The organism is Candidatus Zixiibacteriota bacterium, from assembly GCA_029860345.1.
GTDB lineage: Bacteria > Zixibacteria > MSB-5A5 > GN15 > FEB-12 > JAJRTA01.
The window spans coordinates 315,144-328,237 of record JAOUBJ010000001.1 but is presented as its reverse complement, the minus strand read 5'-3'; the positions used below and the strand labels follow the sequence as shown (position 1 = coordinate 328,237).

Below are 13,094 nucleotides of genomic sequence, written 5' to 3'. Positions count from 1 at the left end.
ATATGATATCGCAAAAGTCAGGCTAAGGGGCTTATTGACAAACCCCGTTTTGGTTGTGTCGGGTCCTGAGCGCGCCAAAGGCGTGATTGTGACCCGACACCTAACTCCATACATGACAGCGGCGGCGGGTCACACGAATCCGCTGGCGTCCGCCGCGGCGGACAGGACCCACCGCAACATGGAAGAGGGGCTCTTTCAACAAGGCCTAAGGCAGGAGTGCGGCAACCCGGAACGAAATCTGACACAAAAAGACGCCCCGCGCCGGGGGAGGGGAACGGCACGGGGACGTAAAACAGGCGACACTGTTGTCAGATCATGTGCTCTGTGATCCGGCCGCCTGGGCCTTTATGGTCACGTTTGACCTATGTTCCAAACAACTTGTGCGTAATATAGTTCCAAAACGGGAAAAAACCACAAGTTTTTGCCACTTTTTTGACCTAAATTCTCCCCTGAGACCGCCCTTGTTCTCTGCCCAATTCCACCATCCGGAGAGCCAGGAGACAGGATTACGGGTCGGCAACCGGCCTGGATGGGAAAGTACCAGCAAACTGTCTAACATTTTGAGTGGATTATTGGCCGCTAAATGTCGATTATACTCTAAGATGACAGCAATTTGGATCAAAAGAGATTTCCTGGTACCGGCGACATTAGCCATGGCGGCCATTATCGCCACGCTGGGATGTGATGGTAAATCCGGTACCGGGGGCGCCCAGGGTGAAGCCGAATACCAGATTCGGGGCGTTCTCATCGAAGACTGGAATCGGATGGCTACTCGGGCCGAGATATCTGTCTCTCGCAACGACACCTTGTTTGACTCAGGGCTGGTCTGGATTGGCGATGAGACTCTCAGCTTCGATTCCACCACCGATACTTATCGATTGAATGTGGAACCGTCGGGTACTTTCCCAGAAGGAAGCCACCGACTCGTACTGGCCGACCTGCCGGAGTTTATGGACACCGTCTTAATAGACATCGCCGACACCTTCAGCGTAACGGTCTCAGACCCACCGAACCGGCTCAATCCGGGCGGCGACGTAGTGACACTCGACTGGACCGAATCGGCCGGATCGGGCGCCTACGTCATGGCTGCTGTACCCAGACACCTGGCCTACACCGGCGCCGGGTACAGCGAATGGGTCGGCAGTTCGGAAGGGACGATTCCAATTAGCGCCTTCCGCTGGTCAAACGGTGTCGCCCTGGACACTGGTTGGTACTACGTTTTTGCCTACAGTTATACAGGCGCCCCCGACAGCGCCCTGTCGGATGATCCGCTGCCGGTACCTCTGCCGGGAGACCGGACGGACAACATCGATCAGACACCTATCTCAGGTCGGTTTGGCACAATCGTTGTTGCCGGTCGAGACTCGGTGTACGTGACCATGCAATAGGCGCTCCCAACACCATCATCCCGTAAACACTCTGTCACCCCGAGCGCACTCGAGGGGCGACACGGTCAAGCCGTGGGTGTCACGGTCAAGCCGTGGGTGTCACGGTCAAGCCGCCCATAAATGGGTCTCTTGCGCTTCGCGGCGATAAATCGCTTTCTCGCCCTAAGCGCCTTGCTACTTCACACTCTTGTGCTCCGGCGATCTGAAGATCACTCGGGCACAAACAAGAAAGCGATTTATCACCTCATGCTGAGCCAAGTCGAAGCATGAACGATAAAGTACCCCACCTGTAGCGATGCGACAGATGGTTCTTATTGTTCTCACGACCTTTTAGGTTGCGCCAACCCAGCGGCCCGAATAGCTTGGCCTTATGGCTGACTACGACAAACTCATTGAACAACTGCGCCGTCTCGATACCGAACAGATCAATCCGGACACAGTCGATATCGACCGCTTGCCTTCTCTTGAGGTAGCCCGGAAGATAAACGTTGAGGACAAAAAAGTCGCTGCGGTAGTCGAAAACGCTCTGCCGCAGATTGCTCAGGCGGCTGAGCTATACGCCCAATCGCTGCGTCGGGACGGACGAGTCTTTTATCTTGGCGCCGGCACCTCCGGTCGGTTGGGCGTGCTTGATGCGGCGGAATGTCCACCGACTTTCGGAAGCGATCCGGACCGGATCGTGGGCGTTATTGCGGGCGGTTATGCTACCATGGTACTTTCCAAAGAAGGAATCGAAGATGATCGAGAGGCAGCCGTTATTGATCTGAAACGGCACAATCTGGCCCAACATGATCTCGTGATCGGCCTGGCTGCTTCGGTGCGCACCCCTTACACTCAGGCCGGGCTTCAGTATGCGGCCTCGCTGGGTGCCGGGACGGTATTCGTGGTCTGCAACGACAATCTGGACGTGCCTGAACATATCGACGTTGTAATCAGCTTGCCGGTCGGTCCCGAAGTGATCGCCGGATCGACTCGGATGAAATCCGGCACGGCGCAGAAGATGGTCCTTAACATGATTTCGACCACCGCTATGGTGCTGACCGGCAAGACCTACGGCAACCTGATGGTTGATCTCCAGGCGCGTTCGGAGAAACTGGCCGCACGCTCACGCAAAATCCTGATGGATCTTCTGGAACTTGATTTGACTGTGGCCCATGAACTGTTGGAGCGAGCTGATGGTTCGGTCAAAGTCGCCATTGTCATGCATCAATTCGAGTGTAGTAAAGAGGAAGCGCTTGAGAAACTGGAGACCGCTGACGGGTTTGTTGGTCGATGCAGGTGAGCGTTGTGCAGACGGCCTGTTGACTATTGTCAGTCCCGCGAAGGCGGGAATCCATGGCGGGTTCACGCCACGGCACGCAGGCGAAGACAGACCCGGCCAACAAGAGTTGGGTGGACCCAGCGGAGCACGCAACCGAGAAAAACGGCATAACCGTGTCATGTTGAGCGGAGTCGAAGCATGACACAATACTCCGACCCCATCTGATGCGAAGCTACAGGTGGGTTGTGGATGTGGCGGTGCTGTCAGGCGACTCGCCTGACGGCCTGTGGGTCAGAAGGCATCTGTCGGGCGGGGTCGCCCGACACCACGTGCGAAATTCTGTCACCCCGAGCGCAGTCGAGGGGTGGGTTCTACAACGGAAGATGCAGACTTTGACAAAACACTGAGGAGACAATCTTGAACGCTGCCGCTAAGAACGATCCGGTAACACGAAGACTCCTGCGCCACTTTCTGGCCGCACTGGCCTATCGAACGCAAAAAGCGCTACGCGGCGCGCCCGACTCATTTGCCGATTACCAGGCGGCGCCGGGCGTTCGAACAGCGCACGAATTAATCCGTCACATGACCGGTGTGTTAGGTTACGCACGGACTTTTTTCGAGAGTGGGCGGTGGCGTCCGGAGAGACTGCCTACTTTTCGGGAGGAAGTTCTCAGGTTCCATGAGTTGTTGGAAAGTCTGGGGCAGCATTTGGATAACGGGACACCGCTCGAAGGCACGACACCGGAACGAATCCTTCAGGGGCCATTCTCCGATGCCATGACTCACGCCGGGCAGTTGGCCTTGCTCAGGCGTCTGCATGGTAGTCCGGTGCCGGCTGAGAATTTTGTGAAGGCCGACATCGATGCGGCCAATCTCGGCCCCGACCAGCCCGACCCGGTTAGCCCGGACTGACTATTAAATCACTTGAGCTACTGATACTCCACCCTTCGACTTCGCTCAGGGTGAGGTTAGGGGCGCTCAGGGTGAGGTTAGGGGCGCTCAGGGTGAGACCAGCGGTGCGCGTAGCGCGAGAAACACGGCTTGACCGTGACACCCACGGCTTGACCGTGACACCCACGGCTTGACCGTGACACCCACGGCTTGATCGTGACACCCACGGCTTGACCGTGATACCCACGGCTTGACCGTGACACCCACGGCTTGACCGTGATACCCACGGCTTGACCGTGATACCCACGGCATAACCGTGTCATGTTGAGCGGAGTCGAAGAATGACTCAGGGGAACCGAGATGGCGGGTTCACGCCGCGGCGCGCAGGCGAGGACGGACCCGCCCTACCATCGGCCCCTGTACGGAACGTGGGCGGCAAGTGGAAGCCACTTGTGGCTGCCCTACCATCTACCATCTTATTTCTCGGCGTAGCGGCGGGCCTCGTGTTCGCCGATCCCGTAAATCACAACGTTCCAGACACGGTCACCATTACCGAGCGCGTAGCGGCCGGGTAGAAACGATTGTAACCGAACAGGTCGACGTATCCATCGTGGCTGTATTCACGATCGAAGAGATTGTCGACAGTCACCCCGATATTTAGCGCTCGGTATTGATACCCGGCGCTTAGAGTAATCGTGACATAATCATCCAGTTCGTGCTCGTTGGCTTCGTCGAGGTATTGCAGGTTCTGACCTACGGTACGAAGAGAGACATATCCGGCGGAGACGGGCTCCACCTTGAAACCGAAACTGTACTGCCTGGTCGGTACGCCGTTGATCTGGTTACCGTCGTTGTCGCCTCCTTTGAATCTGGCCAGATTAGTAGCAACCGACCCATGAACCGACAGTATCGAACTCAGTTGCTGTGAGTAACTCAGTTCGATACCCTGATGACGAGACTTACCGATGTTATCATAACTTATTTTGGCCAGATCAAAATCGATTTCGTTGGTGATGTCATAGAAATAGTAGCCGGCCGTCAGTCGAGTGTCGTTATTGATCCACTTGATCCCTGCTTCATAGCACGTACCTTCCTGAGGCTTGAGTTGTCGGTTGGAAATCAATATCCAGGGGCCGCCAACTTGAGGAGGCACCGCGAAAGGTGGGGAGTCATACAGGTGCAGCAATGTCGGTGACTTGAATGCGCCGGAGACGGAGGCATAGGTCGTGACGGTCGGAGCGATTTCAAAACCCACTGCAACCTTTGGCGAAAAAGCCGTGTGCTCATTCGTTTCCGTGTCGTTTGCCCTCTGGACCAAACCGGGGTCGGCCTTGAATTCCGTTTTGATGTAGTCGACCCGTAAGCCGAGCGAGACCTGAAACCCGGCGGTCGGGTGGAAGACACAATGCGCATAGCCAGCCACCTCGCTTCGCTTGCCTGTTCCGGAACTGATAACCTCACCCGGCGTGGTCGTCCCCAGATGCTCGGTCCATCTGCTGTTGAGCCGTCCATATTCAAAGGTGGTTCCGTAAACCAGGTGCACCGATCGGTCGCCCAGTTGCTTCTGCATGCCCAGAGAAATATCTGCGCCCACTGTCAGCAACTCAGGTTCGGAGTCAACCGATCGGATTATGGTAACAGTTCTATCGCCGCTTGACGAAGTCAAGTACACCTGGGACTTCAGTTCATGATCAGTACCGAGCGAGAAGTCGGCGGCCAGTCCGGCCAGTATATCTTTTGAGTCTGATTGGTCCGGCAGGATCGTCCCCGCCCAGTCCCGAGCGGCATCGGTGCGGTCTGTGTCGAGTTGTTCCTGAGTAACAGCGCCCGGCACTTTTTCGTCGGTGTGCGCCCAGTTGAACAGCGCGCTGAGTCGGCCACGGTGGCCGAGACTGTGTTGCACCTTGACACCCACTTTCTCGGCGCGAATCCGACTGTGTCGACGCCAACCGTCACTTTGTTTCTGCGACAGAGTCAGATGCGCCCGGCCTTCTTCAAACCTATGAGTCGCTTGCCCATGAATAGCGACCGCATCGAATGAACCATAGCTCGCCGTCACCTTTGCCCGTCGATCATCCGGCAACCAACTACTCGTCAGCGCCAGCAGACCGCCGAAACCGAAATCGCCGTACTGCGCCGAAACCGGTCCGTTGATTGCCTCGACACGATCCAGGTCGGCCGGATCGAGCGCCGCCCAGTTCACCAGCCCGGAGGCGACCCGATTGATCGGAATGCCGTCGTAGGTAACTTTCAGGTACTGCGCCTGGCCACCGCCGGCAAAGCCGCGGACATCGACATTGGCCCGGCCCCAACGATTGCCGCTTGGGTAGGCTCTAAGACCGGGCAGTCGGGCCATGAGGTCACCGGTAGTGCCCATAGCCGTCGGTTGAGAATCATCAAGATGAACAACTGTCGCAGCGGCCGGGATTCTCAGTTCCGTTAGCGGGATGCGATTGGCTCGTATCACCATCCCCTCCACCTCGATGGGCTGAGCGAAGAGGCTTAAAGAGTCGACCGGTTCGACAGGCGCTCCGTTTGTCGAGGCAGAGATTTTGACGAGCGATATAGTTAGAATGACAGTTAGGAGTACTTTGGCGCCCGGGCGGTGTTGCATCTTGAGGCTCTCCGTTTGAGTTCGTCTGCACGTTTGGTGTCAGGTAATATAGGACAATGGTGTTCACTGTCAAGCCACCCACTAGTGGGGGTCAAGGCAAAATAGAAATGTCCGGTTTTTAGCAAGATAGAAATGTCCGGTTTTACGTCATTGCGAGCGACCGGAGGGAGCGCGGCAATCTCATACCACATGCCACACGACGAATTGAGCAATTTTGCAGGTCAGGTCCTTTACGGACCTAACATCGCACGACAAGTCAGCACCGCTGTGGTCCTGACCTACGATTCAGATGCGCCGGAAGAGCGAGACGACTGCTGATCGCTGTCGTAGAACAGACCGTACTTCTTCATTCGATAAACAAGTACATGCCGTGGAATGTTGAGGTTTTTGGCCGCCAGAGACTTGTTACCGGCCGATTTTGCCAGAGCCCCCAGAATCAGTTTTTTCTCAGCCTCATGAAAGGTAAGACTCTCACTGGTCGATGGATCGGTCGCCGGGGATTCCGCGGTGAGCAGTTTATCGAACTCGGCCGGTAGATCAGCCAACGTTAGTTCATCTGACCGGCGCAGGATTACCATTCGTTCCGTCAGGTTTTCAAGTTCGCGGATATTTCCCGGCCAGGAATGTTCTACGAGAGTTCTCATGAGATCATCGGCCACCCGAATCTCACTTCCGGCGGCAAAACGGCTAAGAAACTCCCGGACCAGGATGGGAATGTCTTCACGCCGTTCGGTCAGCGGCGGGACATGGATCGGTATGACATTGAGGCGGTAGAACAGATCCTCGCGAAACTTCCCCGAAGCCACTTGTTTCCTCATGTCGACATTGGTGGCCGCCATCAGACGCACATCGATTTCTCGCCTGGACTCAGACCCCAACGGCTCGACTACCCGCTCTTGTATAACTCGGAGCAACTTGGCTTGCAGATCGGTAGAGAGGTCGCCGATTTCATCCAGTAACAGGCTTCCGCCCTCAGCCAGCTCGAACTTCCCGCGCTTGTCTTTGATAGCGCCGGTGAAAGCACCTTTGACATGACCGAACAGTTCCGATTCGATCAACTCCCTGGGAATGGCGGCGCAGTTGACGGCGATAAAATCGTTCTGACCGCGGCGGCTGCGGTGATGAATAGCCCGCGCAATCACTTCTTTGCCGGTGCCGGAAGGACCGGTCAGCAACACCGTTGCATCGGTTGGCGCAATCTTCTCAACAAGGGACATCATCTTGCGATACTGCGGTGATACGCCCACGATGCCGTCCAGATAGTCGCGACCGGATAGCTGACCTTTGAGATACCTGTTTTCATCTTGCAGATCACGAAATTTCAGCGCCTTGTCGATGGCCACGAACAACTGTTCGTCCTCAAACGGTTTGGTCAGATAGTCAAAGGCGCCCAGCTTGACCGCCTCGACAGCCTGCGATATAGTCGCGAAGGCCGTGATCAGAATGACTTCCAGGTCGGGCTGAATCTGTTTCGCCCGTTCAAGCAATTCGATCCCGCTCAGTTTGGGCATACGCATGTCGGACAACAACAGGTCGTAGCGCCCACCGTTCAGCGCTTTCAGGGCCAAGGCACCATCGGCCACAGCGGTGACATCGAATTGCCGCTGCTTCAGTTTGTATTGGATTACCCGCAACAAAGCCGCGTCGTCATCGGCCAACAGAATCCGTATACTCATCGGTTCACCTTGCTCAGCGGCAGGGTAACTCGAAAAAGCGCACCCGGTCCCGAAACCGTTCCCAACTCGACCGTGCCCTGATGACTCTCAACGATCGACTTCACGATAGCCAGCCCGAGCCCCGAGCCTTTGGTTTTGCTGGTGTAGAACGGTTCGAAAATCCGTTCTGAGTCGGCTGAGTTTACCCCTTGTCCAAAATCCCGCACGGTCATGGTGGCCGCGCTGTCGTTGACGGCGGATACGTTAACATTGATCTTTCCACCTTTGACGGAAGCATCAATGGCGTTGAGCAAAAGGTTGAGCAGCACCTGATGGATCTTCTCACGGTCGGCAGAAACGACGACTCCACTGCCCGATATATGTGCGACAGTGACACCAGCGCTCGATGCCTGACTCTCAATCTGTCTGACACCGGCGGCAACCACCTCCGACAAATCAATTTCCTCCGGCTGGCTTTCTCGCGGTCGGGCAAAATCCAAAAACTCCTGGACGGTGCCGTCGATTCGCTTGATTTCGCTGCCCACGATATCTCGGAATTCCTGACGTTCATCGTTGCCGGTGCTGTCCGAGCAAATAATCTCCACGCCCCCCTTTATCGAAGCCAGCGGGTTTTTGATTTCGTGGGCCACACCGGCGGCCATTCGTCCCACCATGGAGAGTTTGTGTGACCTCTCCAGTTGCAGTTGTGCCTGCTCGTGGCGGCGACGTGAAATCCGTTCACGGTCGGTCAAGGCGCCGGTAAGGATGGCGATGGCGAAATAGAACAGGATTTCTACAATCTCGCCGGCTAAGTTGTGGTCGGTATGTTCACCGGAAAGAACAAACGGCATTACCAGTGCGCTAATGGCCGCCGCCGCCCAAAGCCCACCGCGCATTCCAAAAAAAGTAGCCGCGACCACGATTGGGATGTAGCAGAATCGGCCGTGGATGGCATGTATCCAATGCGACTCGCCAAACAGAGGCTCCAGCAGCCATCCGTAGTGAATGCCGACGGTCAGGCCGATCAGCCCGGCCACCGACACAATCTTGACCTTGTTATCAGTTGTCACTGTCATGCTCATACCGACCTAACCCCATAGCAGGAACCGTGCCCTTTTCTGCAAGCTCCCCGATGGAGAAGCTTAACGCTTGTGGTGCCGTAGCTTATCACCAGTCATGCTTACCTTATACGTTCTAATTCTCCACTAATCAATAATATTCTCAACTTGAATCAAACAATATTCTCAATAATTCAACAATATTATTGGTTATTTTATTTGCGGATTTGCCCCCGTCTGACTAACATGTTGTCCAATTAACACTTATTGAGATAAGATCGACCTGGCACGAAACTTGACTATACACCAGGTGTAAGATAGTGAAGAACATGAAAACTGCCATTCGACATATTACGAGTTCTAGACGCCGCCAACTGAGCATGGCCGGTCTGCTGACCCTTTTGATGACTCTTGGGGCCACAGGACTCACCAGCGTGGATGCCTCCCAGCGGGATGACCTGAATGCCATGGTCCGCCAACTGGAGCTGGGCTATCAGGGAAAAGACGGGGCGACTCTCGAACCGGGTGCCCCGGCTGACCTCGACAAATACCTACTGATCGCCCAACTGAACAACAACAGTCTGCGAGCCGCCTTTTACAAGTTCAAGGCCGCCGTCGAAAAGTTGGGTTACGCCGGTGCCTGGGCCGACCCGAAGTTCTCGTGGGCTTACTTTGTCGAGAATGTCGAAACTCGCGTAGGACCACAAGAGCAGCGGCTCAGCCTGTCGCAGGGTCTTAAATGGCCGGGCAAACTTGACGCCAAAAACGATATGGCCCTCCAGGCTGCTCACTCGGCTTACAGCCGTTTTCAGGCTGAGCGGTTAAGCGTGATCTACCGGGTGAAGAAAGCATACCATCAATTCTACCTTCTCGGTCGCCAGACTGAGTTAACCCGGGAAAACGTGGAACTGCTCAGGTTTTGGGAGTCGGTCGTGCGAGCTCGCTATACTGTGGGCCTACAAAAGCATCCCGATCTGATCAAGGCGCAGGTCGAATTGGGACTCCTTGAGGATCGCCTGGCCGGACTGTCGGACAAAAAAAGAACAACCGCCGCCGTCCTCATGGCCGAACTGAACTTGTCTGAATATGTCGAACTTCCCTGGCCCGGTCGACCGTTGCTTTCGTTAAGATCGTTCGATGAAGACAGCGTGACTGCACAGATGCTGGCCAACAATCCCGACCTGAAGGCGCTGCAACACTTGATCGAAAAAGAACAAGCCGGAAAACGCCTGGCCTCTAAAACAAGCTACCCCGATTTCAACCTCGGCCTGACCTACCTTGTGACCGGCGAGGCCGATAATCCGATGATGGAAGAAAGCGGTAAGGACCCCTGGATGCTCAGCGCATCAGTCAACCTTCCGCTCTGGTTTGGGCAGAACGAATCAAAAAAGAAAGAGGCGCAGGCTCGCTACCGTGCGGCCCAGTACCATCGAGAGGACGCTGCCGACCGCCTGGCCGTGTTGGTCAGTAGGATCATGCATGAGTACCGCGACGGCCGCAGGCAACTGGCGCTATACTCCGACCAACTAATTCCGCGGACCGAACAACTGCTCAAAGCCACCTTCACCGCCTACCAGGCAGGGGAGAGTGATTTTCTTACTCTCTTGCAGGCGCAGCGCCAGTTGCTTAGATTCCAACTTGCCAAAGACAAAGCATTGGTAACAGCGGCCGTCAAGGAGGCCCAACTGATGATGCTAATGGGATACGAATCAAATGATTAACTATAAGTACCCGCAACGAAGGAGAACCAAAATGTTCACACGCATCTTTTTTGCAACCATGATGGCCCTGCTGCTGATGGTATCGGTAGCGATGGCCGGCGAAGAAGCTACGCCTGTCGAAAAAGCGAAAGAAGTCACGCTGAAAAACCAAACCCATTGTCCTGTGATGGGCGGCAAGATCGATTCCACCGTCTATACCGACATCCAGGGACAGCGAGTCTACCATTGCTGTGCCGGATGTGGTTCGCCCCTAAAGAAGGACCCCGACAAGTATTTCAAGAAGGCGGCGGCCGAAGGCGTTCTCTTTGAGAACATCCAGACCAAATGCCCGGTCTCCGGCGAAGAGTTGAAAAAAGGCAAAGCGTACACAGATTATGAAGGTCGCCGCGTGTATCTTTGCTGCGAGGGTTGCATTCCGATGTTTGAAAAGGACCCCAAGAAATTCCTGGCTGCTCTGGACAAACCGGCCGAGAAGTCCGAAGCCGAAGAAGGGAAACACGATCACGACCACGACAAGGACCACGATCACTCCGGCCACGGTCACGGCGGTGGACACTAAGAGTTGAGTGACGAAGTTGGTGAATCTATGACCGACTCGCAAAGTCAGAGCAACCGATGGTTCGGGTTCATCCCGCGCGGCGGACCGGGGCTGGTGGCTTTTCTTGCCATAATTGCAGCCGCCTTCGTGGTCGGGTGGATGATATCCTCAAGCGATGATTCCGCCACCACCGGCGCCTCGGGCCAAGCTTCCCACGATCATGCCGAAGAGCAGCCGTCTGTTTGGACTTGTTCCATGCATCCGCAGATACAACTGCCCAAGCAGGGTAAGTGCCCTATCTGTTTCATGGATCTGATTCCCGTCGAGACCGGCGACCAGGGCACGGTGGAGCCTAATCAGTTGCGCCTGACCGACAACGCCGCCCTACTGGCGCGGATACGAACGGAACCGGTCAAGCGCGCCTTTGCCGAAACAGAGGTCCGCATGTACGGGCGGCTGGCCTATGACGAAACACGCATGTCATACATCACCGCTTGGGTGGCCGGACGTCTGGACAAGTTACACATCGATTATACCGGCGCCGAAGTCAAACAGGGTGAGCCCATGGTGTCACTGTACTCACCGGCGCTGCTCTCGGCCCAGGAGGAGTTGATCCAGGCCGCCCGAGTGGTGGCAAAAGAGTCGACCGGCGAACTCACGCGGTCCACAGCCAAGGCGACGTTGAAAGCGGCCCGCGAGAAACTCAGGTTATATGGACTGGGGGCCGATCAGATCGAACAAATCGAATCGTCCGATGTGCCTGTGGATCACATTACGGTCTACTCACCGGCCTCAGGAATCGTGATCAGGAAAGATGCGCTGGAGGGAATGTACGTCAAGCCGGGGACGCAGCTTTTCACAATTGTCGACCTGTCAAAACTCTGGCTGATTCTCGACGCCTACGAGACCGATCTACAATGGCTGACCGTCGGTCAAACTGTTACGTTTACCGCGCGCTCGTTCCCGGGTGAGCAGTTTGAAGCCGTCATTACTTTTATCGACCCCATTATCGACAGCAAGGCGCGCACAGCGCGCATCCGGGCCGAAGTCGACAACAGTCGCGGACGGCTCAAACCGGACATGTTTACCCAGTCTGTCGTCCGGTCCATGCTTGACTCAGCCGGCCGAGTGACCACTGCCGACGGGGTTGCCTCAGCCACAGCGCCGTTGTTGATCCCGGCCACGGCGCCGCTGGTTACCGGTAAGCGGGCCGTTGTTTACGTCGAATTGCCGCAGGATGACGACCGCTTGTTCGAAGGTCGCATCGTCCTATTGGGACCGCGAGCCGGTGACTATTACATCGTCAAAGATGGACTCTCTGAGGGTGAACGAGTGGTGGTCAACGGTGCTTTTAAGATCGATGCAGAACTACAGATACGTGCCAAACCGAGCATGATGTCGCCTGATGATAGCACCAATGAACCCGATCCTTCCGATGTCGGCAGCCGCCTGGCGGCAGTCGCAGACGAAGCCGACGACGAGCCGCTTGATCTCTCGCACGAGGCGGTCAGCGCTCTCACACCCTCCTACGATGCCTACTTCCGTTTCCAGGAGGCCTTGGCCGCCGATGATTTGGAGGCCGCAGTGACGGCCGTGTCAGGACTTATCGATGCCCTGGACGCAGTCGATGCAACACTGTTCAAAGGGGCGGCCGGAATGCCGTGGGCGGAACATTCGTCCAATGTCTTTCGTCCGGCCATGGCCGCCGCCGGTGGGCAGGACATCGAAACCCTGCGAACATCGTTTGAAAAAGTGTCTTATGGCATGATCGATCTGCATAAACGTTTTGGTCATGCCGGTGACAGAACATACTATCTGGCTTTCTGCCCCATGGCCTTCGACAACAAAGGGGCGCACTGGCTGCAAACCGACAGCATCATCAACAACCCATACTTCGGCGACATGATGCTTCGTTGTGGTGAAATCCAGGACCGCATGGCTTCGACCGACGCAGGAAACTAAGTCGAC

The 13,094-nt window shown here is 55.9% G+C and carries 9 protein-coding genes; 6 read left to right on the top strand and 3 right to left on the bottom strand.

What is annotated here, in order from left to right:
• The first annotated feature begins 602 nt into the window (after positions 1-602).
• The 3 genes from OEV49_01020 to OEV49_01010 all read left to right on the top strand — a co-directional run bounded on the left by OEV49_01020 (position 603) and on the right by OEV49_01010 (position 3,561).
• Positions 603-1,388 carry a hypothetical protein gene (locus OEV49_01020; protein ID MDH3889637.1) on the top strand — a complete coding sequence of 262 codons (786 nt, stop codon included), beginning with the start codon at positions 603-605 and terminating at the stop codon, positions 1,386-1,388.
• Between the two features lie 370 nt (positions 1,389-1,758).
• Positions 1,759-2,670, top strand: a complete 912-nt coding sequence (gene murQ / locus OEV49_01015) for an N-acetylmuramic acid 6-phosphate etherase (protein ID MDH3889636.1) — start codon at positions 1,759-1,761, stop codon at positions 2,668-2,670.
• 396 nt (positions 2,671-3,066) lie between these two features.
• Positions 3,067-3,561 (top strand): hypothetical protein, encoded by a 495-nt coding sequence (locus OEV49_01010; GenBank protein ID MDH3889635.1) that lies wholly within the window; start codon positions 3,067-3,069, stop codon positions 3,559-3,561.
• Positions 3,562-4,063: 502 nt separating this feature from the next.
• Here the strand turns inward: OEV49_01010 and OEV49_01005 are convergent.
• The 3 genes from OEV49_01005 to OEV49_00995 all read right to left on the bottom strand — a co-directional run bounded on the left by OEV49_01005 (position 4,064) and on the right by OEV49_00995 (position 8,879).
• On the bottom strand, positions 4,064-6,154 hold the full coding sequence (locus OEV49_01005; GenBank protein MDH3889634.1) for a TonB-dependent receptor: 2,091 nt from the start codon (positions 6,152-6,154) through the stop codon (positions 4,064-4,066).
• A gap of 278 nt (positions 6,155-6,432) precedes the next feature.
• The gene (locus OEV49_01000; GenBank protein MDH3889633.1) at positions 6,433-7,830 is read right to left on the bottom strand and encodes a sigma-54 dependent transcriptional regulator; all 1,398 of its coding nucleotides are present in this window, start codon (positions 7,828-7,830) and stop codon (positions 6,433-6,435) included.
• Positions 7,827-8,879: an ATP-binding protein gene (locus tag OEV49_00995; protein ID MDH3889632.1), complete on the bottom strand. Its 1,053-nt coding sequence runs from the start codon at positions 8,877-8,879 to the stop codon at positions 7,827-7,829. Before OEV49_00995 ends, OEV49_01000 begins: the two co-directional genes overlap by 4 nt.
• A gap of 317 nt (positions 8,880-9,196) precedes the next feature.
• On the opposite strand from OEV49_00995, the gene OEV49_00990 reads away from it, so the two are divergent.
• Genes OEV49_00990 through OEV49_00980 form a run of 3 tightly spaced genes read left to right on the top strand, consistent with a single transcriptional unit; the run spans position 9,197 to position 13,088 of the window.
• On the top strand, positions 9,197-10,588 hold the full coding sequence (locus OEV49_00990; protein ID MDH3889631.1) for a TolC family protein: 1,392 nt from the start codon (positions 9,197-9,199) through the stop codon (positions 10,586-10,588).
• A gap of 31 nt (positions 10,589-10,619) precedes the next feature.
• Positions 10,620-11,147 (top strand): hypothetical protein, encoded by a 528-nt coding sequence (locus OEV49_00985; GenBank protein ID MDH3889630.1) that lies wholly within the window; start codon positions 10,620-10,622, stop codon positions 11,145-11,147.
• Positions 11,148-11,174: 27 nt separating this feature from the next.
• A complete protein-coding gene (locus tag OEV49_00980; protein MDH3889629.1) occupies positions 11,175-13,088 on the top strand; it encodes an efflux RND transporter periplasmic adaptor subunit in 1,914 nt (637 codons plus the stop codon).
• The last annotated feature ends 6 nt before the right edge of the window (positions 13,089-13,094 follow it).

What these genes read in the sequence shown, in the direction of transcription:
- OEV49_01020 (MDH3889637.1), top strand. Translation starts at nt 603, where the DNA reads ATGACAGCAATTTGGATCAAAAGAGATTTCCTGGTACCGGCGACATTA.
- murQ (MDH3889636.1), top strand. Translation starts at nt 1,759, where the DNA reads ATGGCTGACTACGACAAACTCATTGAACAACTGCGCCGTCTCGATACC.
- OEV49_01005 (MDH3889634.1), bottom strand. Translation starts at nt 6,154, where the DNA reads ATGCAACACCGCCCGGGCGCCAAAGTACTCCTAACTGTCATTCTAACT.
- OEV49_01000 (MDH3889633.1), bottom strand. Translation starts at nt 7,830, where the DNA reads ATGAGTATACGGATTCTGTTGGCCGATGACGACGCGGCTTTGTTGCGG.
- OEV49_00990 (MDH3889631.1), top strand. Translation starts at nt 9,197, where the DNA reads ATGAAAACTGCCATTCGACATATTACGAGTTCTAGACGCCGCCAACTG.
- OEV49_00985 (MDH3889630.1), top strand. Translation starts at nt 10,620, where the DNA reads ATGTTCACACGCATCTTTTTTGCAACCATGATGGCCCTGCTGCTGATG.
- OEV49_00980 (MDH3889629.1), top strand. Translation starts at nt 11,175, where the DNA reads ATGACCGACTCGCAAAGTCAGAGCAACCGATGGTTCGGGTTCATCCCG.